19 protein-coding genes and 2 pseudogenes are annotated in these 25,227 nt (G+C 38.4%); 8 read left to right on the plus strand and 13 right to left on the minus strand.

Translation table 11 applies throughout. The features are described 5' to 3' along the window. Window positions 1-5: 5 nt before the first annotated feature. Window positions 6-254: a ubiquinone biosynthesis accessory factor UbiK gene (ubiK, locus tag A3Q34_RS10895; RefSeq protein WP_070375387.1), complete on the minus strand. Its 249-nt coding sequence runs from the start codon at window positions 252-254 to the stop codon at window positions 6-8. A gap of 186 nt (window positions 255-440) precedes the next feature. On the opposite strand from ubiK, the gene rep reads away from it, so the two are divergent. Then, the gene (gene rep / locus A3Q34_RS10900; RefSeq protein WP_070375388.1) at window positions 441-2,462 is read left to right on the plus strand and encodes a DNA helicase Rep; all 2,022 of its coding nucleotides are present in this window, start codon (window positions 441-443) and stop codon (window positions 2,460-2,462) included. 413 nt (window positions 2,463-2,875) lie between these two features. Further along, window positions 2,876-3,061, plus strand: coding sequence for a hypothetical protein (locus tag A3Q34_RS20515; RefSeq protein ID WP_157470951.1), 186 nt, complete (start codon window positions 2,876-2,878; stop codon window positions 3,059-3,061). A gap of 440 nt (window positions 3,062-3,501) precedes the next feature. On the opposite strand, the gene A3Q34_RS10910 is transcribed toward A3Q34_RS20515, so the two are convergent. Beyond that, window positions 3,502-4,938, minus strand: coding sequence for an IS1182 family transposase (locus tag A3Q34_RS10910; protein WP_070373900.1), 1,437 nt, complete (start codon window positions 4,936-4,938; stop codon window positions 3,502-3,504). A 934-nt stretch (window positions 4,939-5,872) separates the two neighbouring features. Between A3Q34_RS10910 and A3Q34_RS20895 the strand changes: the two genes are divergently transcribed. Beyond that, window positions 5,873-6,469 (plus strand): PEP-CTERM sorting domain-containing protein, encoded by a 597-nt coding sequence (locus tag A3Q34_RS20895; RefSeq protein WP_070375390.1) that lies wholly within the window; start codon window positions 5,873-5,875, stop codon window positions 6,467-6,469. 1,151 nt (window positions 6,470-7,620) lie between these two features. Beyond that, window positions 7,621-9,021, plus strand: a complete 1,401-nt coding sequence (locus A3Q34_RS10920; RefSeq protein ID WP_070375391.1) for a PEP-CTERM sorting domain-containing protein — start codon at window positions 7,621-7,623, stop codon at window positions 9,019-9,021. A 705-nt stretch (window positions 9,022-9,726) separates the two neighbouring features. Here A3Q34_RS10920 and ubiB read toward each other — a convergent pair. From ubiB to ubiE, 3 genes are read right to left on the minus strand one after another with little or no spacing between them, the layout of a single operon-like run. Continuing rightward, window positions 9,727-11,292, minus strand: coding sequence for a ubiquinone biosynthesis regulatory protein kinase UbiB (gene ubiB, locus A3Q34_RS10925; protein WP_070375392.1), 1,566 nt, complete (start codon window positions 11,290-11,292; stop codon window positions 9,727-9,729). 15 nt (window positions 11,293-11,307) lie between these two features. After that, window positions 11,308-11,922 carry a ubiquinone biosynthesis accessory factor UbiJ gene (locus A3Q34_RS10930; RefSeq protein ID WP_157470953.1) on the minus strand — a complete coding sequence of 205 codons (615 nt, stop codon included), beginning with the start codon at window positions 11,920-11,922 and terminating at the stop codon, window positions 11,308-11,310. A gap of 26 nt (window positions 11,923-11,948) precedes the next feature. Further along, window positions 11,949-12,740, minus strand: a complete 792-nt coding sequence (ubiE, locus tag A3Q34_RS10935) for a bifunctional demethylmenaquinone methyltransferase/2-methoxy-6-polyprenyl-1,4-benzoquinol methylase UbiE (RefSeq protein ID WP_070375394.1) — start codon at window positions 12,738-12,740, stop codon at window positions 11,949-11,951. Window positions 12,741-12,913: 173 nt separating this feature from the next. Here ubiE and A3Q34_RS10940 point away from each other — a divergent pair, with 173 nt between their 5' ends. The 4 genes and pseudogenes from A3Q34_RS10940 to A3Q34_RS20900 all read left to right on the plus strand — a co-directional run bounded on the left by A3Q34_RS10940 (window position 12,914) and on the right by A3Q34_RS20900 (window position 15,831). Continuing rightward, window positions 12,914-13,189: a hypothetical protein gene (locus A3Q34_RS10940; RefSeq protein WP_157470955.1), complete on the plus strand. Its 276-nt coding sequence runs from the start codon at window positions 12,914-12,916 to the stop codon at window positions 13,187-13,189. Window positions 13,190-13,522: 333 nt separating this feature from the next. After that, a pseudogene (locus A3Q34_RS10945) lies at window positions 13,523-15,391 on the plus strand (immune inhibitor A domain-containing protein); the annotation flags it as partial. A 212-nt stretch (window positions 15,392-15,603) separates the two neighbouring features. Next, window positions 15,604-15,648: pseudogene (locus A3Q34_RS21265) on the plus strand (hypothetical protein); the annotation flags it as partial. An 18-nt stretch (window positions 15,649-15,666) separates the two neighbouring features. Next, on the plus strand, window positions 15,667-15,831 hold the full coding sequence (locus tag A3Q34_RS20900) for a hypothetical protein (RefSeq protein ID WP_157470957.1): 165 nt from the start codon (window positions 15,667-15,669) through the stop codon (window positions 15,829-15,831). 48 nt (window positions 15,832-15,879) lie between these two features. Here A3Q34_RS20900 and recG read toward each other — a convergent pair whose 3' ends face one another. From recG to A3Q34_RS10990, 8 genes are all read right to left on the minus strand, one after another. Further along, window positions 15,880-17,970: an ATP-dependent DNA helicase RecG gene (gene recG, locus A3Q34_RS10955; protein ID WP_070375398.1), complete on the minus strand. Its 2,091-nt coding sequence runs from the start codon at window positions 17,968-17,970 to the stop codon at window positions 15,880-15,882. Window positions 17,971-18,056: 86 nt separating this feature from the next. Continuing rightward, the gene (gene trmH / locus A3Q34_RS10960; protein WP_070375399.1) at window positions 18,057-18,764 is read right to left on the minus strand and encodes a tRNA (guanosine(18)-2'-O)-methyltransferase TrmH; all 708 of its coding nucleotides are present in this window, start codon (window positions 18,762-18,764) and stop codon (window positions 18,057-18,059) included. A gap of 164 nt (window positions 18,765-18,928) precedes the next feature. Beyond that, complete coding sequence (locus tag A3Q34_RS10965) at window positions 18,929-19,318, minus strand: RidA family protein (RefSeq protein WP_070375400.1); 390 nt, start codon at window positions 19,316-19,318, stop codon at window positions 18,929-18,931. A 38-nt stretch (window positions 19,319-19,356) separates the two neighbouring features. Then, a complete protein-coding gene (spoT, locus tag A3Q34_RS10970; protein ID WP_070375401.1) occupies window positions 19,357-21,474 on the minus strand; it encodes a bifunctional GTP diphosphokinase/guanosine-3',5'-bis pyrophosphate 3'-pyrophosphohydrolase in 2,118 nt (705 codons plus the stop codon). A 170-nt stretch (window positions 21,475-21,644) separates the two neighbouring features. After that, window positions 21,645-21,929 carry a DNA-directed RNA polymerase subunit omega gene (gene rpoZ / locus A3Q34_RS10975; RefSeq protein ID WP_070375402.1) on the minus strand — a complete coding sequence of 95 codons (285 nt, stop codon included), beginning with the start codon at window positions 21,927-21,929 and terminating at the stop codon, window positions 21,645-21,647. A gap of 105 nt (window positions 21,930-22,034) precedes the next feature. Continuing rightward, window positions 22,035-22,661, minus strand: a complete 627-nt coding sequence (gene gmk, locus A3Q34_RS10980) for a guanylate kinase (protein WP_070375403.1) — start codon at window positions 22,659-22,661, stop codon at window positions 22,035-22,037. Between the two features lie 164 nt (window positions 22,662-22,825). Beyond that, window positions 22,826-23,854: an L-threonine 3-dehydrogenase gene (tdh, locus tag A3Q34_RS10985; protein ID WP_070375404.1), complete on the minus strand. Its 1,029-nt coding sequence runs from the start codon at window positions 23,852-23,854 to the stop codon at window positions 22,826-22,828. A 22-nt stretch (window positions 23,855-23,876) separates the two neighbouring features. Then, entirely contained in the window at window positions 23,877-25,088 is a 1,212-nt protein-coding gene (locus A3Q34_RS10990) for a glycine C-acetyltransferase (protein ID WP_070375405.1), read from the minus strand. Window positions 25,089-25,227: the final 139 nt, after the last annotated feature.

Here is a 25,227-nt window from a genome sequence, read left to right on the forward strand (position 1 = left end):
TGACTTTATTCAGCTAACTTAGTTTCGATTTCAGCGAGCTTATTTTCTAACTCAGCCAGTTTCTGACGTGTTTTTAATAATACTTGTGTTTGAACATCAAACTCTTCACGAGAAACTACGTCAAGCTGTGTTAATTTTCGTTGTAACACCACTTTGGTTTTTTCTTCAATATCTGCAGCTATATCTTTGAATTTAGGTGGAATTGCATCAGAAACTTGTTTGGCGATTTCTTCAATCTTTTTAGCGTTAAACATAATCATTATCCTTAGTTCATCAATGAGCTCATTGTAATGTATTTAATGGTTTTGCCAATGGCTAATTTATTAACTACAAGATATTTAACAATGTAGAGTTTGACCTGTGCGCGGGTATATACGATATAGAGCAAACAAGGTAAAATCATCGCCCTGAAAATCTAATTATCTGAAAAACTGAACACTATGAAACTTAACCCCGGACAAAATGAAGCGGTAAAATATGTTACTGGCCCCTGCTTAGTATTAGCCGGCGCGGGTAGTGGTAAAACAGGGGTTATCTGTAAGAAAATTGCTTATCTTATTGAAAAATGTGATTACAAAGCTCGTAATATTGCGGCAGTAACCTTTACCAATAAAGCCGCACGAGAAATGAAAGAACGTGTGATTAAGATGATGGACAAAAGTTTAACGCGAGGTCTCACCGTTTCGACTTTTCACTCGCTGGGTCTTGATATTATTCGTAAAGAAATTAAAACCTTAGGTTATAAACCCGGTTTTACCTTATTTGACGACCAAGACACGTTGTCTTTATTAAAAGAATTAACACATGATGAGCTTGATGGTGATAAAGATTTACTGAGTAAATTACAGAGCATGATTTCCAATTGGAAAAATGACTTAATGTTACCTGACTCCGCGATAAAAATGGCTGGTGATGCAGATACCACGATGTTTGCTGAATTTTACCAGCTCTATCAAAAACATATGAAGGCCTATAACGCGCTTGATTTCGATGACTTAATTTTAATCCCTACCTTGTTATTAAAAAACTTTCCTGACGTTAAAGCACGCTGGCAGAAAAAAATTCAATACTTACTGGTTGATGAATATCAAGATACCAATGCTAGCCAATATGAGTTAGTAAAATTAATCGCCGGTGAACGGGCTTTGTTAACGGTTGTTGGCGATGACGATCAATCTATATATTCATGGCGTGGTGCAAAACCGCAAAATCTTGTTTTACTCGGAGAAGATTTTCCGCAACTTAAGTTGATTAAGTTAGAACAAAATTACCGATCAAGTGGTCGTATTCTTAAGTGTGCCAATACATTAATCGCGAACAATCCTCATGTTTACGACAAAGCGTTGTTTAGTGAGTTGGCTTACGGCGTTGAACTGCGCGTTATTCAAGCGAAAAATGAAGAGCATGAAATTGAGCGAGTGGTCGGTGAATTAATTGGTCATAAGTTCTTAAACAAAAGTAAATTTAAAAATTATGCGATCTTGTATCGTGGTAATCATCAATCACGCTTATTAGAAAAAGCATTAATGCTTAACCGTATTCCTTATAAGATCAGCGGCGGGACTTCATTCTTCTCACGCAGCGAAATTAAAGACATGATGGCATTTTTACGTGTTTTGGTGAACCCGGATGATGACAATGCATTTCTAAGAATAGTTAATGTACCACGCAGAGAAATTGGACCCACGACACTAGAAAAACTGGGTAATTACGCCAATATGCGGCAAATAAGTATGTTCGCCGCTAGTTTTGAGTTGGGGCTTGAACAGCATTTAACCGGTCGTGGTTTAGTACATGTGCAAAGGTTTACTCGTTGGTTAGTTGAAACTGGCGATCACGCGGAGCGAGGTGATACGCCTGCAGTGCTTAGAGCGATGATCCGTGAAATAAATTATGAAGATTGGCTGTACGACACTTCGCCTAGCCCAAAAGCAGCAGAAATGCGCATGAAAAACGTTACGCAACTTTTTAGTTGGGTAACTAATATGCTTGAAGGGGATGATGAAGAAGAGCCTATGTTATTGCCAGCCATTGTAACCCGCTTAACCTTGCGCGATATGATGGAACGTGGCGAAGATGAAGACGATGCTGACCAAGTACAATTAATGACACTACACGCTTCTAAGGGGCTAGAATTTCCTTATGTCTTCTTGATTGGCATGGAAGAAGGTTTATTGCCACACCAAACAAGTATGGACGAAGGTAACGTTGAAGAAGAGCGTCGATTGGCTTATGTGGGAATTACCCGTGCGCAACGTGAATTAATTTTTACTTATGCCAAAGAGCGCCGACAATATGGTGAAGTTTCTCGCACCGAAGCGAGTCGATTTTTACACGAATTACCGCAAGACGATTTAAGTTGGGAGCTAACAGAAACTAAAAAAAGCCAAGAGCACAAAGACAAAACCACTAAAATGGGTGTGGCGAATTTGCGTGATATGCTCAAGAATAAAAATAAATAAGTACTTTTTTATGTTTTGGCTAAAGATAACTAAAACAAAAAATTTCAATTAAGCCCGCCATTAATGATTATAAAAATAACGCCTCTTTGCTTCAATGAGGCGTTATTTTTTATTAACAATTAGCCATGAAAATTAAAATAATCTTACAAAGTTAAACAAATGAAATACAAAAACTGAACAGTTAATGTTTTGTATTTCATTATAATTAATCTACACAAAGTTCGACCTCTAACTTAATAAAAGCTGATAAGTCTTTTATTGGTCAAACTTTTAATGAAAAATTAATTATATGGATATCGCAGTTGATGAGTTTAAAGAAAGTGCTGTTGAGTTGTTTTATTTGTATTTCCGTCAGTTCATGTGCATTCGTTCCTTCTTCTTCACCTGACCAGCCTTACTATTATGACTGCGATATGGTGACAAAAAAACTAACCTTAAAATCCACTCAAATGGGGGAGCTAGGAGATTGTGACGATGGCGGTATAGCGGAATGTATCATTATGACGGGTATTTTGAGTACAGCAATCTTGATTGTTTCTGGCAGTGTCGTTTTGTTAGGTAATACTTTGCATTGGTCAGAATATAAGTTGAAATGTTAGACATACAATAAGGTCATCTAAAATTAAAACAGCCCAACAGATATAATTTATTGTTGGTGGATTTCCTATTCATTATTTTACGGGCTTGTAAAAATAACTTACGCGCTTTATGAAAGCGAGTAACGCACAAATTACAACGTTCACTTCAAGTTCATTGCTGTCTTTGGTATTTCGCCTCTTAACGCTAACTAAAGCCACAAACCTGACCTAATGCAGAAATAAAAAAGCAGCCATTAAAGACTGCTTAGTACCCAGCCTGTGTGAAAACTAATTATTGTAAGTTTTCATTATTGAGGGTTTATATCAGCTATTTAGAAGGCTTCGCGTAGCGAAGCCGATATTTATGAATATCCATGCTTTATATTTTTTATTCGTTCAAAATTGCTGATATTGGCTCCTATTTGAAACATATTTGGGTCTTTTAAGGAAAGAGTTACCTCTTACGGCAACATCACTTCCTTCATCAACTTTTCTATTCCAAATATATTGAGCATTCTTTTTAAATTATACGCCAATACATGCAGGTTCAATTCTGTACTGACATTTTTAAACCCTCTTGTTAAAAGGTGCGTGGCTCCTGCCCACAACTTAATCGTACCAAAGGGATGTTCAACCGTTTGTTTTCGTTGAAGCATCGCATCAGGCGTTGCTTTGAGCAAGGCTTCCATTTTTTCCATATCAGCTTCATGGATCCAACGTCTCATTCTTCTTGGGTCTTTTTTAGAACGGGTACATTGGCTTCGGATAGTGCAATTTTTACAAGCCATACCATTGAAGTAAATTTTGATATCTAACCCTCCTTCTATCGCATTGAATCGATGTTGAAGCTCATTGCCCGCAGGGCAAATATAAACATCATTATCTTGATTATATTCAAACAGTGACTTGTTAAAAATTCCCTTCTTTTCTGAGCCTGATGTATCGGTTTTTGGTACAAGCGTCGATACACCTAAATCTTGAGTATCTTTAATATCTTGTCGGCTGTAATAACCCTTATCTGCCAATATTGTTGTAACACTTTTCCCTAACGCTTTAAGTGTCAGTTTGGTCATATTGCACAACTGCCCCCTATCTGTTGTATTGGTGACTTCGTGAGCAACAATTAAATGATGTTTAGTATCGACAGCGCTTTGTATGTTATAGCAAATCGCTCGTGTCATGCCCTGTGTTTTCATCAAGCGAGAATCAGGATCGACTGTTGATACTTGTTTATCAGGATGATTATTGACGGCTAATTCCATCTCTTTTAGTTCAACGAGGTGTTGTTTTAAGAAATCTAATTTAGATTCAATATTAGCAATGTATTGTGATGTGTTCTCTTGTGAATCTGACTGTTCAAGCTTCAAAAAATAATTATTAATATGCTTTTCTACTCGCTCAATATGAGACTTCATTTTACTTGGAGTGTAGTTTTTATCTTTGTTGTTGGATGCCTTAAACTTACTACCATCTATAGCAACAGTCGCTTCACTAAACATATTGAATTTATGGCACATTTGAACGAAGGTTTTACAGGTGTTTTTAATTCCACTGTGGTTATCTTTTCTAAAGTCAGCAATCGTTTTAAAGTCTGGGGATAAACGCTCCGTGAGCCACATAAGTTCAACATTACGTTGTGTTTCTCGCTCTAGACAGCGTGATGACTGAATTCGGTTTAAATAACCATAGATATAAATTTTGAGTAATATGGCGGGGTGATAACCAGGTCGGCCAGTTGCTTTAGATTGAACACCTTTGAAACCAAGGTTTTCTAAATCTAAACCATCGACAAATACATCAATTACTCTAACAGGATTTTCTTTAGCGACAAAATCTTCAAGCATTTCTGGAAAGAGGGTTGCTTGGGAGCGAGATAAACCTTTAATATGACGTGACATACAGCCAACATATAATCAATTAACCTAATGAATATTATAGCAAATATTGAGTGATATATTATCTTGTTTTGAGATTGATTGATCATAAGTATCCGGTGCTTATTCGAAAAAGTGATCAAAACGTTTTCACACAGGCTGTACCAATTGCGGACATTAAGCCTTTGTAAAACCATAAACACATTAGGGGGCAATTTAAGCCAGAAATTACTATATGTTTGAGGGATAGGCGTAAGCTCAATATAGTCTGGAGAGTTTAAGTTTTAGATGCCAACTATAAGGCTAAATTTTCGTTCACAGAATGATTAGTGACAGTTCGCTTTGCCTATTATCTGGCTTTCACTAACAACGGAGAATAATCCGCTAGTATGCATATATTGATTTTTATCCTCTGGTTTTATTCTAACTTCACGAATATAGAAATTGATAACTTATTTTATAAAATCTACTTGTTGATTTTATAACAATACCAACGGATGACATATCAAGACAAGTGATTACAAGTCAGTTGCTAGGTCGTAGTGTTGTGTTGAATATACTGGCCTGTAATTATGCTTTGGTAATTCATTACAACAATTAACACTACTCAGCTCTAATCAATTACACTACTAAAATACGTGTTTTAGGAAGTTTAACATGATTCTTTTGATGATTTATATTTGGTTTTAGCTGAAATTCAATCACCTTATGACGTTTTTATACTAAAGTTAACTTAAATTATTGTTCCTTAAAATCAAGCTGTAAATTCAAACAGTTGATGAATGTTTATGTGTCAGTTTTTTTTACAGTATTATTATATATAAATTTTATCGAACTTCCATAATATTGAAATAATTAAGTTTTATAAGTTTGGCGTATTTTTTGTATTAAAATAAAGATATCAATAAATTACTATTACCTACCAAAGTTTATGGAAAGGGATTAAAAGGAAGATTAAATGAAGTTTAAATTTTTAAAAATCGCAATAGCAGCCTTAGTCGTACTATCAACGACAGTCACTCATGCGAACTTGATTGTAGATGGTGGATTTGAATTTGGACAAGCCACAGGTACTGCTAGCACATCAAGCGGTTATGGTGCGTGGTCAACTATAAGCGGTCAAACGTACCTGCTAGGTATGCCTTATGCGGGGATGTCGACTCTTGAAGGATTAAATGCAATGCATGTTGGGAATGGCTATGGCTTTGGCTATGTCGAACAATCCTTCGCAACCAACATCGGGTCCTTATACGAGCTCACGTATTCAATGATAGGTTGGAGCGGAGGAGCCGGTCGTGTTAGTGCTCATCTCTACAACACAGGGACTACAGATCTAATTACCGGTCTATCGACGGGCGGGGGATGGGTTACTGGGAGTTTCACTTTTACGGCTAGCAATACTTTAACTACATTAAAGCTCCAAAATGTTAGTGGTGCATCAACTGTCGATGATGTCAGTTTGATAAGTGTCGCAGTACCAGAGCCATCAACAATTGCTATTTTTGCATTAGGAATGATTGGTTTAGTATCACGTCGATTTAAGAAACAAGCTTAATAATTTAAAATTGTTTTACTACGGAAAACATCAATTGTCATGACTGATGTTTTTTTGTTTCTGGTGATTGGTAACTGTAAAAAATATCGACACCTAATGGTTTCTTAATAGTTAATTCATTAAAAACCACTACCGTAGGATTAAGTATCCTTTGTTATATCATACGTGTAAAAGCCTTCAGGCACTTTAACTGATTATTCAGCACGACTTGTGTGATTTTTATAGTTTTTGACAAAAAGCCATCCATATATAACCAATCCTTTTTACGAATAATTGTCGAAATGGTAGCAGTTAAATAAGCAAAGGCTTATGTCAGCTATCGTATCTAAGAAGACATTAAGCTTTTCAGAACATTAGATCAACTAAGCGCACTTTTTTGACGTTAGCTTTTGGTGAGGGCAAAGCTACCAGTGATCATTGTTCTAAGGTCACTAGCTGCCACATTCGAGACCTTTTCTAACACCCTAAATCAGCACTAAAATGGTCTTCTCTGATACGAAAGAAGACCTTAACCTTGGCTTATCTATCGACATTTGAACCGATGAAAATCAGTCCTGCGTTAGATAATAGAATTGTTCTAAATTTCATCAGGAATCTATAAAGTCAAAAATTATAATTTGATTAGAAAATACCAAAGCGGACATTAGGTTAATATGATTTTAGGTATTAAATTTTTGTGATTCTATGGCGCTTCGGGTCGGATAGACGACACCTGTCACCTAATTTTATTAACATTGCATTAAGTGCCACTTAGACCCAACGCCCTGTAAAATATGGAGTTATAAAAATAAAAATAAAAACAAAATATAACTGTTCATAACTAAATTTTTGTCCCGTATTTGACCCAACAAAAAAAGTACAATTTAAGTATAAGTGCGCGTAGTCTAGCTGTTTTAATCTCGGAAAATATTCTGATCACTATTTACTAGCTAATCATCTTATTCAACAAAGTTATTTATTTTAAAATTAATATGTTAGGGCAAACTGTCAGTAAATTTTACACTTTTAAGAAAACACAAGAAACCAAAATTAAAAAACCATAAGCATCAATGAATTACAAATTAGGCATACATTTTGCCTGCACCTGTCAAGTTGGATTTTTTACATACTTATCATAATCATATAAATAAAAATAAAGAAAAGGATTTTCAATGAAAGTTACATTTCTCCCCCTTGCCTTAGTGTGCTTTACAAGTTTTAATGCGGTTTCAAGCTTAATTGAACCCAAAGTTTCTTACTGGAAAGTTACCACCAAATCAACCGCAATTAACGCTGATGCTCATACATCAGGAGCTGAAGGCGACAGTTACAACGGACACACCATACAAGATGGTACTTACCAATATGATTCTCAGGCAAATTATGGAGTTTCTCAGGCAAATAGTAGCGTTGAGCTGAAAGTTAATGATGGGACGACAACAATGTCTGGAGCAGTTTCAGGTAGTAAAGGAACTCAAACTAGAGAAGTTCCTACATGCCCAACAAATGATTGCGTTTATCTAACAGATGATCCAAATGGATACCCTGATCCATATACAACTGTTATTGAAGAAGTAGATGGAGGCGCACATAGTATGGGTAATTCTAGGATTACTTATAATAATATAGATTCCAAAACTGGTGACTATGCAAGGACGTCAAAAGAAAAATTTGTCGCTACAATACAGTTTCAGGCTGATGGAGATAACGGAGATCTAGGGTGTGGTCTAAACTGTGATGGCTCCTATGATATAACTTCATGGGCCGATTATTGGCGACTAGGCGGACTGGGAGTAGAAGATTTATCTATTTCAGTAATAAATGAGTTTGGTAAAGCCACTAGTTACTACGAGGAGTTAGGAGGTTCTATGCTTAGTAGCGGGATACTATCAAGTAAGAACATTGAAAGCCAAAACTCCACAATAGTAATAGAAGGTACTTATGAGGGAGCTATAGATCTTACAGTAGGTTCTCGTGGGAATTTATGGCTAGACGGTTGGTCTAACGATAGTGGTAAAAGAGCATACCAAGATTCATATACTGCTTCAATAATTACGGGTGAAGGGGCAACTCAAGAAACCCCTTTCATGCCTGATGATATTGGTGAAGATGGAACATTCTTTTTCACTGATGCTGTCTCTGGCGGTTGGTATGACCCAGATCCATGGGAATCATTTTTATTCGAAACAACTGATGGTGGTTTGTTTAGCGATATTTTAGGTTTCCCCGCTGGTTTTGGTGATATGTTTGATATTTTCTACCAGCAAGGCGATGAGTGGAACTTGCTTGGTGATTTTGACTTAACTGAAAATGTTGATTTCAGTAGTTTAATAGGCTTTGACGTAGATAAGTTTATTGTATCAGGAATTGATAGTAATGATGATCAACATCAATTTCCAATACAGCTTGGCTTTGCACAAAGTTCTACAGATTTTTCAATGAAAGGCGTAAAGATAAGTGACTATTACTCTCAAAATTCATCAGGTAATTCAACTGAAGTACCAGAGCCAAGCTCTTTAGCAATCTTTGCTTTATCACTACTAGGTCTTATGCGCTTAAGAAGAAAAGTTTAATATTCATTCAAGCGTTATGATGAACCAAGTTAATGGCACCTAAGTGGTGCCATTTTTAATTAGGTGATGGTTTATATCGCATCGGTTTAAGTTGTCTTTTCGAAGCAGAGCCAGAGCTACACTCCCCACTCCCTTGCTCCGAATCACTATTTTTTTTCATCAACATTTCCTGATAAACACTGGTATAGTTGATGTTCCATGCAATTTTTTGTTCATTATTGTAACGATGATCGAAGCAATAATTGAGCGACTGATTAAGGTTCTGAACTGTCGTTAGTAACTCAAAAGCTAACTTCCGCTTTTGGCTAATTATCGACCTAAAGAACAACCACTAGCTAACGTCAGCAAAGCGCATAGAGTGATCGTTAATAATTCAAAATTGACTGGCAGCAATGGTGGTAAAAAGGACTGTTTTTAGGGTTAATTAAGGCCAAAACAGGTAGGTTTTGGCATTAGTCGTCGTTAAAGTAGTTACGTTAGCGATTATATTGTCGGTTAGTAGCCTTTATAACACTAGTAGTTATGACCTCAAATAGGCACAAAATAATAATTTTTTTCTGTCTCAAAAAATTTATTGCGTCTCAAGCTGATAACGTCAACTTAGATTTAGTCCTCGAACGGATAACTCCTGCAGTAATTATCTCAGCTTAGGTTAATGTGAGATAACTCCATTACTGATATTTACTCAGACAGTTGAAGCTGGTATTAGTGAAATATAATAGCTGCACAAATACATAAGGTACTAAAAAGCAAAGTACCAATAATAACTTTATGATTTTTGTGTTGCTGCGTTTTTAATTCAGTGAATAAGTGCATTTGCTTTTGACGGCTTACTTGGGTCGTTTTTAAATAATCATAAAGCAGGTCTGGCATTTCAGGCAGTTTTTCATTCCAAAAAGGTAGATTCTCTTTTATCTTTTTGAATACGGCTTTAACACCCATTTGCTGTTTTACCCAATTCTCTAAGAAAGGTTTAGCGGTTTGCCATAAGTCGAGTTGTGGGTATAGTTGTCGGCCTAAGCCTTCGATATAGAGTAAGGTTTTCTGTAATAAAACTAATTGTGGTTGCACTTCCATATTGAATCGTCTGGCGGTGTTAAAAAGGCTTACCAGCACTTGCCCGAAAGATATTTCTGATAAGGGTTTGTTGAATATCGGTTCGCAAACGGTGCGAATAGCAAATTCAAACTCATCAACACTAGTCTCGCTTGGTACCCAGCCAGAGTCGACATGGAGCTCGGCAACTTTCCGATAATCTCTATTAAAAAACGCGACAAAATTTTCGGCCAAGTAGCGTTTATCTTCACGGTTTAACGTACCACAGATACCACAATCTATTGCTATCCATGTTGGATCGGCAGGGTTTGTTGCATCGACAAAAACATTGCCTGGATGCATATCAGCATGAAAAAAACTGTCACGAAATACTTGGGTAAAAAACACTTCAACACCACGTTCAGCAAGTAATTTCATGTCTACGCCAAGCCCTTGAAGTGTCGCTATCTCTCCAACGCCAATACCATAAATACGTTCCATAACCATTACGTTTTCATGGCTAAAATCACTATAAACCTTGGGTACATATAATACGCTATCGCTGGCATTACCCTGGGAAAAATTGTGCTTTAATAAGGTTGCATTCGCGGCTTCACGGTTGAGATCTAGTTCGTCAACAATCGTTTTTCGGTATTCATTAACGACCTCTTTTGGACGTAGTCGTTTACCATCAGGTAAAAATTTAGCAACAACACCCGCAAATAGCGACATGACTTTTACGTCAGCTAAAATTGTCTCAGTAATGTTGGGGCGTAAAACTTTAAGGACTACTTCAAAAGGTTGTCCGTCTTGCAGCAAGGTGGCTGTATGCACTTGGGCAATTGACGCCGAAGCAAGAGGTTTACTATTAAAATCACTAAAATGCTGATTAAATGTTTCTTCACCTATGGCTTCTAAAACAATAGCTTTGGCTAATTCACCATCAAAAGCAGGTACTTGATCTTGCAGCAATGCTAGTTCGTTGGCAAAATCTTCAGGAAGTAAGTCACGACGGGTTGACAACATCTGGCCAAACTTTACAAACACCGGACCTAAAGATTCAATCGCTAGGCGAAGTCGCAAGGCTGAAGGCTTATCTTGGTGTTTATTACGTAACCAGAATAATGTGAAGCGAATGAATTTTGCATACCAAGGTATCATATGGCTTGGGATCAGTTCATCAAGACCAAATTGAAGAAATGTTTTAATGATGCGATAAAGTCGTAAACTGCTCACAATGTTCCTTGAGAATTAAGTTAAGGGAGTTATTTTTTCAGCAAGTCGCTGAATACGTTCCGCTACTGTATTTGTTTGCTTAGTTATTTCAGTAACCTGTTCACTAAAACTACCGAGTTGACTGGCTGTTACCACTAATCGTTTTTCATGCACTAGCCATTCGCTGGCGTCTGCTTGTATCTGTTGTGTGGCAAAATTAATTTTCTTCGCCCAGCGCTTACCTAACTGTGACAACTTATAAGTAGGAATATCACCAATATGCTGAGCAATTTCGCTTTGCCAATCGATTTCTAATGATTGGGCAATATTAGCAAACTGTTGAGCAACTTTAATGTCACCTTGAACATCGAGTTTCTCTTGCTTGATTAACTCCGTAATTTGTTGCTCTTTCTTTAGTTCACGTAAGGTTTTTATACTCGTATTTATTGTACAGTCGCTACGTTCAGTTAGACCAGTCACTAACACTTTGTTGTTATTAATAGAGAAACTTAGCGGAAAACCTAACTCAGATAATAAAATGGTCAATGTTTTTTCTTCTAAGGTCTGCAAAACACTGGCACCCTTAACATTGATTGCGAGTGCTTGATTAAAGGCAAACTCTACGGTTGAACAAAGCGTTTGTTGAAACATTAACTGACTACTGAAGTTTGTCACGATTAAAATTTATACCCTTTGTGCAGAGCAACAACACCACCGGTAAGGTTTTTGAAGCTTGTCTGTTCAAAACCCGCCGAATCCATCATCTCTTTTAATGTTTCTTGATCAGGGTGCATGCGAATAGACTCGGCTAAATATTGATAGCTATCACCATCTTTAGCCACTAATTCGCCCATTTTAGGAAGAATATTAAAAGAATAAAAGTCGTAAGCCTTACTGATTAACTGATGTTCTGGTTTTGAAAATTCTAGCACCAATAAACGACCACCGGGTTTTAATACACGGTAAATAGACCTTAGCGCCATATCTTTGTCAGTAACGTTACGTAAACCAAAAGCTATGGTGACAATATCAAAGGTATTGTCTTCAAAGGGTAAGTATTGTGCATTGGCTTGTACGTATTCAATATTTTGTACTAAACCTTTGTCACGTAACTTATCTCGACCAACATTGAGCATAGAGCTATTAATATCAGCAAGAATAACCTTGCCTTCACGACCAACTAGCTGTGAAAATTTTGCGGTTAAATCGCCAGTACCACCGGCTAAATCTAGTACTTTGTTACCAGGACGTACGCCACTAGCATCTATGGTGAAGCGTTTCCAAAGGCGATGAATACCAAAAGACATTAGGTCATTCATCACATCATATTGGGCGGCGACAGAGTGAAATACACTGGCAACCTTTGACTCTTTCTCGTTTTTATCTACCGTTTGAAAGCCAAAATGTGTGGTGTTGTCACTTGAAGAATTTGATCCATTTTCTTGATGATTATCTTGTTGAGCGGCCATCTAACATTCACTTATCACTAAAATTACTGACAGTTTACCGTATTTTTTAGCAATTATTAACACTTGAAATCAAGTGGTGGGGTTTTTTATTAAATGGACTGTGTTGGTTAAACTTTATCCACTAATTAATATGCTGTATTATGGTTATTATTATTGTTATATACGGCGATGTTATGAAATTTTATTTAGGGGTCGTGATGACTTTATTACTGGGGTGTCAGCAAGCAGTAGCACCACTAACCACTAAAAATAGCAGCGAACAAGTTATTATAAAAAAAGTTGTTTGTCGTCAGTCAACGATACCACCACTTAAAAACACGCAAAAGTTAAAAGAGCGGTTAATTGCCAATGGTAAAATTGATGGTTCATTATCTAATGAAGAAATAGAGCATGCAGTTAATAACTATATTCGTAAGAAAAACGCGGCTTTGAAAAACTGTGCTAAATAACAAGTGACACGAGGAAAACTCATGAAGATACCCTATCTATTAGCTTTGTTGGTCTTGATAAGTCAGCTGCCTTTACGAGCAGAAAATACTGATGATATAAAACGTTTTTCAAAAAGTTCACCAGCAGATGCTGGTGTTATTAACAAAGAGCGTATTCTCTATTGGTTAGAAAAAAGAGGTGAATTGTCAATAAACGCCACTGACCAACAAAAAAAACAAGCACTGTCTAATTATCTGATAAAAAAATCATTTCAACCTAAAGTTTTGCCTCAGGCCTTATCAAAAAAAGTGGTAGCCGCTGAACGTTTTAGTAGTGGAGAACGCCGTGAAAAGATGGGCTTCAATAGTCAATTGAAAAAAACTCAAATAGCCCATTATTTATTACAAGAAACAGCGGATGCTGACGTTGAAACCACGGTTAATATTTTAGCGATACTGATCGATTTTAATGATTTAAAGCATAACGATAATGGTTTGTCAGCGAATGATACCGATATGTTTTATGCGAATTATTCGCCTGCTCATTATAATGAGCTCTTATTTTCTACGAGTGGATTTGATGGTCCATCAGGACAAAATATTGAATCGGCTTATCAATATTATCAACATGAGTCTGGTCAGAAATTCTTTTTTACCGGCCAAGTTAAGGGCTGGGTGACTGCAGAGAATAATGCCAGTTATTATGGTAGTAACGACGAAGAAACCGAAAATGATCAAAATGTTAAGGCGCTTGTTGTTGAAGCAGTTACACAACTTGTTGCTAATGGTTTAGATTTATCCCCTTACGACAAAACTGATTTATTTGATTTTGACGGAGACGGAAATGTTAATGAACCTGACGGTATTATTGATCATATTATGCTTTTCCATGCCAGTATCGGTGAGGAAGCCGGTGGTGGTAATTTAGCCGAAGATGCTATTTGGTCACATCGAAGTTTTGTGCTCAATGATGCGGGTGATCAACCAGCCACTATTCCTGGCTCTGAGATAAAAGCGTTTGGTTATACTATTAATCCGATTGATGCGGCTCCGGGCGTTGTTGTCCATGAATTTGGTCATGATTTAGGTTTACTTGACGAATATGATATCGATAGTAGTGATATTGGGGCGCCCGTTTCAGAATGGTCAGTCATGGCTTCTGGTACTTGGCTAGGCTCTCCAGCAGGAACTCGCCCGTCAGCCTTTAGTCCTCTGGCCCGTGATTATCTACAGGAGCGTTATCAAGGCAACTGGATAACTCAACGGCAAGTTGATTTTGCGACATTAAACAATGAGAGTATCTCCTTGGTTAGTACGGTTGATCATACTGCGGTTAACCAGATTAAGGTGAACTTACCGCCCTCTGTATTAGATTTTCCAGCTGCTTACGCGGGAGAATATCAATTTTATTCGAATAAGGGTGATATGTTGGAAAACAGTATGTCGTTCTCAGTCGACCTGCCAGCAGGTACCCCGACATTGTCGATGAAAGCGCGCTGGGAAATAGAACAAGACTATGATTACCTGCAGGTATTAGTAAACGACACCGTGATTAAGGGAAATCACAGCCAAAATAGCAATCCATATTACCCCAGCATAGGTGAATATATCAGCGGAAATTCAGCGGATATTGCCAATGCAGAAGGTGATTTAAAATGGACTGATTTAACCTTTGATCTTGCTAGCTTTGCTGGACAAAGTGTTGTCATTAAAATTAATTATGTTACCGATCAAGCGGAAGGTGGTTATGGCTTTGTCGCAGATGAAATAAAAGTATTCAATGGTGCGAGTGAGATCTTTGCTATCGATGGCGAAGTAGAAAATCAAGCTACACTTGCGGGCTTTAGCCGTTTAGCTGATAAAATTGCCGGTTTACCCCATTACTATTATGTTCAATTACGCAGTCATACCAGTGTTGATAGCCGCTTAAAAAATATCGGCTACGATGCGGGCGTTTTACTTTGGTATCGTAATGACAATATTGCTGACAATAAGGTAGATGAACATGCTGGCCAGTTATTTATCGGTGTGATTGATGCCGATCAAAACTTAGTAAAAGCGTCTAATGGCAGTAACAGAAATTCGGCATATCAGATACACGACGCTGCATTTAGTTTATACGACCAACAACCTTTTAACGGTGATGTGCATAATGTTGCAAAGAGTTTCTTTAGCGATTCCAATGATTACTCTTCGCCAAGTCAACCTGAGTCTGGTGTTATCCTACCCAAACTCGACTTTAGCATGAAGGTCGACTTGCAAAGCTCTGATAGTACTTCGGCAACCGTAACACTTTCAAGCTCCTCGGAAGCGTCCGATTTAAGGGTTTCATTTTCTCATTCAGCTAATGATTTAGTGGTGACCTTTACTTCAAGTCCAGTCGGGGGGATTCACAATATAGTTATGCTTGGGATTTTGATGATAATAGTACCAGTAACATACAAAACCCTAGTTACACTTTTTCTCAGGCTGGTACCTATAGTGTTGAATTAACGGTAATGGATAGCACAGGCCTTAGCGTTAAAACGACCAGAAGCATCACGGTTAGTAAAGCACTTGCTGTTGTTGTTACCGCACCAGCAAAAGTGAAAACCTCAGGTGGAGGAGCAATAAGCTTTGGTTTATTGTTGAGCTTGTATTTATTGAGAATAATAAGAAAGTAATTTGCGCTTTCGTCTTGGCTTAGCTGTTTTATTTCTATATAAAGCAGCTTAAGCATTGGTAAAGTATTCGCGGTCTCCCATCCAACGCTGAATAATCGCTTGGGCATTTTGTGGGTGTTTTTTCCAAATAAGATAAGCATGTTGCTGTACTTCTGGAATTAAATGCGCATCTCTGAGCAAGTCTGCTATTTTTAGATCGGCGAGACCCGTTTGCTTGGTACCTAAAAATTCACCTGGTCCTCGTATTTCTAAGTCTTTTTGTGCGATAACAAAGCCGTCATTACTTTCACGTAATACCGCTAAGCGTTTGGTTGCGGTTTTAGAGAGTGGGCTTTTATACATTAATACACAATGTGAAGCGACTGTACCTCTTCCTACACGACCACGTAGCTGATGGAGTTGCGCTAAGCCTAACCGTTCAGGGTTTTCAATGACCATTAAGCTGGAATTGGGGACATCAACACCGACCTCAATAACGGTTGTCGCCACTAACAAGTCTAGTTCGCCTTTTTTAAACGTTTCCATTACTGACTGTTTTTCAACGGCTTTCATTCTTCCGTGTATCAAACCAATTTTTAATTCTGTTAGTTGCTCTTGTAAATACACCGCCGTATCTTCTGCTGCTTGGCATTGTAATACTTCAGACTCTTCAATTAATGTACACACCCAATAAGCTTGTCGGTTGTCTTCTACACAGCCTTTTCGAATGCGTTCAACTACATCTTCACGGCGTGTGTCAGGTAAGGCGATGGTATTTATCGGGGTTCTTCCTGGGGGAAGTTCATCAATAATAGAGGTGTCTAAATCGGCATAGGCAGTCATGGCTAACGTGCGAGGGATCGGAGTTGCTGTCATAATCAATTGATGCGGATAATTACCCTCAAAAGCGCCTTTCTCGCGCAGTGATAAACGCTGATGTACACCAAAGCGATGTTGTTCATCAATAATAATCAGTGTTAAATTATGAAAGATAACTTTATCTTGAAATAAAGCATGGGTACCAACAATCATCTGCATACTACCATTTTCGATATGCTCTAGTGCGCTACGTCTTGCTTTTGCCTTCGTTTTTCCAGCTAGCCAGCCGACGCTAATATCAAGCGGTTCAAACCAGTTTTTAAAATTAAGGGCATGTTGTTCTGCTAATATTTCTGTTGGCGCCATTAAGGCAACCTGAAAGCCTTTACTGATAGCGGTGAGTGCTGCAAGTGCTGCTACTAAGGTTTTTCCTGAACCCACATCACCTTGTACTAGGCGCATCATTGGCTGAGTTTTCATCAGGTCCTGACGAATTTCTTTTACCACTCTCACCTGGGCATTGGTGGGTGAAAAAGGTAATGAGGCTAAAAATTTATCACTGAGTACTTGATCATCGATTAAAGAGATTGAACGATGAGCATCACTAGACTGGCGTAATTTCAGCATACTTAAATTATGCGCCAATAATTCTTCTTTTATTAATCGCAACTGTGCTGGATGCTTACCCTCTTCCAGTTGTATCACTGAAGTTTCAGGGGGTGGACGATGAATAAGCGCCAAAGCTTGTGCAAGAGAATAATTTTGCAAATTAAACTCATCAGGTAATAACTCTTCAACTTGGCCTCGTTCTAATCTAATTAACGCTTGCTCGGTTAAGTTACGTAAAGTTATTTGCCGTAAGCCTTCAGTTGTTGGGTAAACGGGGGTTAGTGTTTCTTCTACCTCGGTTAAATGCTGGTCTTCATCAAGGGATTTATACTCAGGATGAATTATTTCAAAACCACGAGCGCCACGTTTAATTTCACCATAACAGCGAATGTTCAGCCCTAATGCTAAGCTATTTTTTTGTGCAGCGCTAAAGCGAAAAAAACGTAAGGTTACTGTTCCTGAAGCATCTTGAACGGTAACCAGTAACATACGTCCCTTGCCATTAATGATTTGGCTACCGGTGATTTCACCAATAATATTAGTGAAAACACCAGGAAAACAGTCTCGTATTGCGGTAACACGAGTCCGGTCTTCATAACGATTGGGTAAATGAAAAAGTAAATCTTGTAGTGAGCGCAAGCCAACTTTTTCAAGTTTTTCTGCCATGCTTGGACCAACACCTTTTAAGCTGGTGATGGCTATTTGTGCGAGTTTGGCTAGCCCTTTTGACACTAAGTTATTGTCCTTTTATCATATAGTCAAATCACCTAAATGGCATATTTAAGGGCTTAGCTATAAAATTTCAGCAATGCTGTCGATTAATTATCTAATGCTTTCCAAGCCGCTTGAGTCATTTGCATCTGTTCCCACCATGGTTCAGAGGCAATGATTTGTCCTTCTTCATCAATTACAGGATAAGGTAAGCCCTTACGTTTACATGCTTCAGCAAAAATAGGATGCCCACCTTCAAATAAGAAACGCTGACGGCGATTATCATCAATTCGAGCAGTGTCATACATTCCAGCTAATTGACGCTGACGTTGCGCTTCATACAAAACCACAGAAGAGGCGACAGAAACGTTTAACGATTGCACCATGCCAACCATAGGAATAACAATATCTTGATCGGCCATTGCAAGTGCAATATCTGAAGCACCAAACTTTTCTTGGCCTAAAATAATAGCCGTTGGTTTGGTGTAATCGATCTCACGAAAATCTACAGCGCTATCAGAAAGGTTGGTCACCAATATTTGCATGCCTTGCTTTTTTAATTCATCAATAGCATCTTTAGTTGTCGTGTAGTTGTGCACATCAATCCAGTTTTGACTACCCGCAGCACTGCCGCCACGTACTTCCATTTCATCACTTTTCCAGATGGCATGAACATCACTAACGCCAACGGCATCGGCGGTGCGAACAACCGCGGCAAGGTTATGTGACTTATGAACACCTTCCATACAAACAGTTAAATCTGGTTGGCGTTTATCGAGCATCGCGTTTATTCTTTTTAATCTTTCAGGAGTCATTACACTTCACATCTACACTTTATGGTTCATCATCTAAAAATAGCTAAACAAATTTTTTATACGAGATTTTTACATATTTTTGACAACTTGCTCTTAAATTTAATGGTTAGGTGCAACCATTAAATTTAAGGAGGGAGAATATACTTTACAGTTAACAGCGGAAATTAGCCGACGTTAGGTAATTCCATCACGCCATCTATTTCAATTAATACGTCTTTGGGTAAACGAGAAACTTGTACCGCAGCGCGTGCTGGGTAGGGTTGCTGAAAATATTGGCTCATTACTTCGTTTACTGTTGCAAAGTTGGCGAGATCCATCATGAAGATATTTACCTTCACCATATCGTTAATATTACCGCCTGCAGCTTCACATACCGCAACTAAGTTCTTAAATACCTGATTAGTTTGTTCGGTAAAGTCTTCAGAAACAACAGTCATTGTCTCTGGAATAAGAGGGATCTGGCCTGAAAGGTAAACGGTATTATTAACTTTTACCGCTTGGCTGTATGTGCCGATTGCACTGGGTGCGTTATCTGTACTGATAATTGTTTTCATAGTATTTCCTACATAGTAATTTTGTTAAAGATGATTGACTACTTATTACGCACAACACGCTGAACATCAATCATCACTTTTATTTTTCGAATAATATCGGCTAAATGAACGCGGTCTCGACAGGTTATTTCCATGTCAATCGCATATAGTCCCGAGTCTTTTTCACCAGAATTTAACGCATGAACATTGGATTCACACTTAGCAATAACATTGGTCAATGCGGCGAGTGCACCTTGATGATTCATTATTTCAATACGTAATTTTGCAATGAAGTCTCGGTTAATGTCACTGTCCCATTTTACTGGAAATAAGCTACCTTGTTCATGGTTTTTAATGTTACGACAACCTTGTTGATGCACCATTAAACCTTTACCAGGACTCAAGTAAGCTAATATAGCGTCTCCTGGAATAGGACGGCAACATTTTCCGTAACTGACCAACATACCTTCGCTGCCTTTTATTGGCATTTTGGTTTTACTGTTTGGATCAGCGAAGCCACTTTCTGCACTATCTATAGTAAATTCATCGGTTAATCGTCTAGCAATACCTATGCTTAACGCATTACCTAAGCCAATATTGACGAGTAGGCCATCAAGACTGGTATTACCGGTCTCCTTAACAACCTGATCAATTTTTGCTTGGTCAATGTCTTCGATATGGACTTTACCTAAGGCATGACTTAATAAACGTCGTCCTAAACCATAAGATTCTGTTTGCTCTTGTGAACGTAAATAAGTACGAATTTGTAAGCGTGCTTTAGCAGTAACAACAAAGTTTAACCAAGTGGCATTCGGTCGAGCGGCAGAAGAAGTTATAACTTCAATGGTTTGCCCTGAATCAATAGCTCGACTTAGTGGATAAGGTTTACGATCGACCTTAACCCCGACACATGAATTACCAACATCAGTGTGAACAGCATAAGCAAAATCGACAGCAGTTGCGCCCATCGGCAATTCAATAATACGTCCGTCTGGGGTAAAGACATAAATTTCTTCAGGAAATAAGTCTGACTTTACGTTCTCAATAAATTCAAATGAACTACCAGCACTTTGTTGTAATTCTAATAAACTTTGCATCCAACGACGAGCTTTCATTTGAGCTGTGGTGCCACTCTTATCGCCGTCTTGTTTGTACAACCAGTGAGCGGCTACTCCTTTGTCTGCCATTTGGTCCATATCTTGCGTACGAATTTGAATTTCAACAGGGATGCCATGTGGACCAATCAGTGAAGTATGCAGCGATTGATAACCATTTGTTTTGGGAATAGCGATATAATCTTTAAAGCGGCTTTCAATCGGTTTGAATAAGTTATGCACGGCGCCAAGTGTTCGGTAACAATTATCGATCTTATTCTCTACGATGACACGAAAAGCGTAAATATCCATAACTTCATTGAACATTAATTCTTTATTGAGCATTTTACGATAGATAGAATAAAGGTGCTTTTCTCGGCCAATAACTTGTGCTTCAATCCCACTTTCTTTAAGACGAGCCGCAATTTCTTCTTGAATGTTATTAATAATTTCTTTGCGATTACCACGGGCTTTTTTTACCGCTGACTTTAACGCACGTGCGCGCATCGGGTAAAGGGCTTCAAAACCTAAAACTTCTAATTCACTTTTAATATCGTGAATACCCAAACGGTTAGCAATGGGGGCGTAAATTTCTAATGTTTCACGGGCAATACGTCGACGTTTATCTGGACGTAAAGATTCGAGCGTGCGCATGTTGTGTGTGCGGTCGGCAAGTTTAATCAGAATTACGCGTATGTCTTGCACCATGGCAAGTATCATTTTACGGAAGTTTTCCGCTTGCATCTCTTCTTTGTTATCAAACTTTAATTTATCAAGCTTACTGACACCTTCAACTAATTCAGCTACGGTATAGCCAAATAATTCGGCTAATTCGTCTTTAGTTACCGGAGTATCCTCAATAACATCATGGAGTAATGCCGCCATTAAGGTTTCATGGTCAAGGTGCATTTTTGCTAGGTTTAAAGCAACGGCTACCGGATGAGTAATATAAGGCTCACCGCTTGAACGCATTTGTCCTTCATGCGCTTCACGCGCAACAAGGTAAGCTTGCTTTAATAAGTCAATTTGTACTTTAGAAAGATAGCTTGAAACAAGTTCTTTTAATGGTTCAAAAAGGTACACGCATTGAATCCTTGATGATTAAGCTGAACGGTCTTATTACCGCCAGTCAAAGCTTTGAGTCAGCATAACACAATACGTTATTCGTTAAATACTGACAATAAAAAACGCGTATCATTAACAATGATTACGCGTTTAGTTTATATCTCGTCGCTATAAGGCGACAAAAGATTTTATAGCTGTGGCTGAGCGCCACCAACAATGGCTGCAACAGCAGCAAGTTCTGCAGAGTCTTGCTGAACTTGTTCATGACGGTCGCTATTGTTCATTACTTCAGTAGTGATTAAACCGGCTTCAATTTCACGTAAAGCTATAACGGTAGGCTTGTCATTTTCAGGGTCAACTAAAGGATCTTTACCACCTGTGGCAATTTGACGAGCACGACGTGATGCGATTAACACCAAGTCAAAACGATTGCCTACTTTTTCTACAGCACCTTCAACAGTTACGCGAGCCATTTGGTCACTCCAACTTAAAATTTATAAAATAGTGCCGTAGTTTACTGAGCTACAGGCGATTAAGCAAGGTATATACCTATACTAGGTGAAAATACAGTAGAAATATTAGTCTTTTAATAATTCATCGAACATTAACTGATGCGTTATCGCTTGTTGCTGACATTTTAGGCGTTGGTTATTAACGATGGTGGTTAAGTCGCTCAGCGCCTGAGTAAAGTCGTTATTAACAATAATGTAGTCAAACTCAGTGTAGTGCGAGCATTCTGCTTTTGCTTGTGCCATACGAGATTTAATGGTGGCATCGCTATCTTGTCCGCGCTTTTTCAAACGGTCTTCGAGTTCTGCTTTTGAAGGCGGACTAATAAAAATTGTGGTGACACTGGGTTGTTTTATCCGTACTTGCTTGGCGCCTTGCCAGTCGATATCCAGAAAAACATCAATACCTTGTGCAAGTTGTTTATCTATCGCCGATGCTGAAGTGCCATAATAGTTACCAAAAACTTCAGCATACTCATAAAATTCATTTTGTTTAATCTGCTTTTGAAATTGCTCAACATTAATAAAATGGTAATGTTCAGCGTTATTTTCACCCGGACGAGGTGCTCGTGTGGTGTGAGAAACCGACACTTGCATCGGTCTTGCCGACTCTTGAGATAATAAGGCTTTAATTAAACTAGATTTTCCTGCGCCGCTAGGTGCGGAAAGAATAAATAAATTACCGGGAGTTGTCACAATATTGCCTTATAAAAGAGGTGAAAAATAAATAATGTTTATTATAACGAATTGATGGGGTATTTCATCTCTAAACTTGCTTACCGATGGCAAGAGCAGCTTGGTTAATAAAAAAAGCCAGCTTTATATTTTCATTAACAGGTCAGTTGATTAAACCAAAAGGTTTAACTTTCCCAGTTTAAGATAACTTTACCAGAAAGGCCTGAACGCATGGTATCAAAGCCTTTTTGAAAATCATCAATATCAAAATGATGAGTAATAATCGGTGATAAGTCTAAACCTGACTGAATTAAGCTCGCCATTTTGTACCAAGTCTCAAACATTTCACGACCGTAAATACCTTTAATTGTTAAGCCTTTAAAAATAACTTGGCTCCAATCAATGGCCATATCTTGACCAGGAATACCGAGCATAGCGATTTTGCCGCCGTTATTCATGTTTTCTAACATAGCTTTAAAGGCCATAGGTACGCCCGACATTTCCATGCCAACGTCAAAGCCTTCAGTCATCCCTAGTTCGGTCATCACATCAGTTAAACTTTCTTTACTGACATTAACCGCTCGAGTGGCGCCCATTTTTCGGGCCAAATCTAAGCGATATTCATTAATGTCAGTAATAACAACATGGCGCGCACCGACATGTTTAGCGACGGCTGCTGCCATAATGCCAATAGGACCTGCGCCAGTAATAAGTACATCTTCACCGACCAAATCAAAAGACAAAGCCGTATGAACAGCATTGCCAAAAGGGTCGAATATCGCGGCTAAATCGTCAGATATTTCATCGGGTAATTTAAACGCATTATAAGCAGGGATCACTAAATATTCAGCAAATGAGCCTTCTCGGTTAACACCGACACCGACAGTATTTCGGCATAAATGTGTACGACCACCGCGACAATTTCGGCAATGACCACAGGTAATATGCCCTTCGCCAGACACCCGGTCACCTAAAGCAAAACCTTTGACTTCTTGACCAATACCGACCACTTCGCCGGCATACTCATGCCCGACTACCATAGGAACGGGAATGGTTTTTTGTGCCCATTCGTCCCAGTTGTAAATATGAATGTCGGTGCCACAAATAGCGGTTTTTTTAATTTTAATTAATAAATCATTATGACCAAGTTGTGGTTTTTCACTCTCAGTCATCCAAATGCCGGGTTCGGCTTTTAACTTTGCTAATGCTTTCATGGTATTTCCTTTAATCCTAACCTTAACCAATAATGTTCATTGCTTTGCCAATACGAATAAAGGCAGAAATGGCTTTATCAAGTTGCTCTTGGGTATGAGCGGCTGAGATTTGAGTTCGAATACGTGCTTGCCCTTTAGGAACTACTGGGAATGAAAAGCCAATCACGTAGATACCTTCCGCTAATAAGCGGCTCGCCATTTCGCTGGCTACTTTTGCGTCGCCTAACATCACTGGGATAATCGCGTGGTCAGCGCCCGCACAGGTAAAACCAGCAGCTTCCATATTCGTGCGAAAGTAACGGGCATTATCTTTTAATGTTTTACGTAATTTGCCACCCTCAGCTAATAAATCAATCACGGTAATTGACGCATTAACAATAGCGGGTGCTAACGAATTAGAAAATAAGTAAGGGCGTGAACGTTGACGTAACCATTCAATCGTTTCTTTTTTACCTGAGGTGTAACCACCTGAAGCGCCACCCATAGCTTTACCTAGTGTGCCGGTTATAATATCAACACGGCCCATTACATCACAATATTCGTGGCTACCTCGGCCTTCTTCACCAACAAATCCGACAGCGTGCGAGTCATCAACCATCACTAAAGCATTATATTTATCAGCTAAATCACACACTGCTTTTAAGTTAGCGATAACGCCGTCCATCGAAAATACGCCATCGGTAGCAATTAATTTAAAACGTGCACCTGCGGCATCAGCTGCAATGAGTTGTTGCTCTAAATCGCTGGCGTCATTGTTAGCGTAACGGTAACGTTTTGCTTTACATAAACGCACACCATCAATAATTGAAGCATGGTTTAATGAGTCACTGATAATCGCATCTTCGGCGCCCAATAAGGTTTCAAATAATCCGGCATTAGCATCAAAACATGAAGAATAAAGAATAGTATCTTCCATGCCTAAAAATTGACTTAATTTTGCTTCTAGTGTTTTGTGAATATCTTGGGTACCACAAATAAATCGTACCGATGCCATACCAAAACCATGCTCGTCTAAGCCTGCTTTTGCTGCGGCGATAAGCTCAGGATGATTGGCCAAACCTAAGTAATTGTTAGCACAAAAGTTGACTACCGCTTCACCACTAGCTACGGCAATGTTTGGTTGTTGTGCTGTGGTAATAACACGTTCGGCTTTATATAAACCATCTTCTTTAACTTGCTCAATTTGATCATTTAAATGTGCATAAAAACTTGCGTTGTTTGAAGAGTCGTTCACAACAATTCCTTATTAATAGGTTTGGATAATAATAGTATTATTATCCTAGACGAAGATTGAAAAAAGTGACACTAGTTAATTTTATGGTTATTTGATTAGTTAAATTGACATGTGACACTATCAAAATGACTATTGTTAG

The organism is Colwellia sp. PAMC 20917, assembly GCF_001767295.1.
In the GTDB taxonomy this organism is placed as follows: domain Bacteria; phylum Pseudomonadota; class Gammaproteobacteria; order Enterobacterales; family Alteromonadaceae; genus Colwellia_A.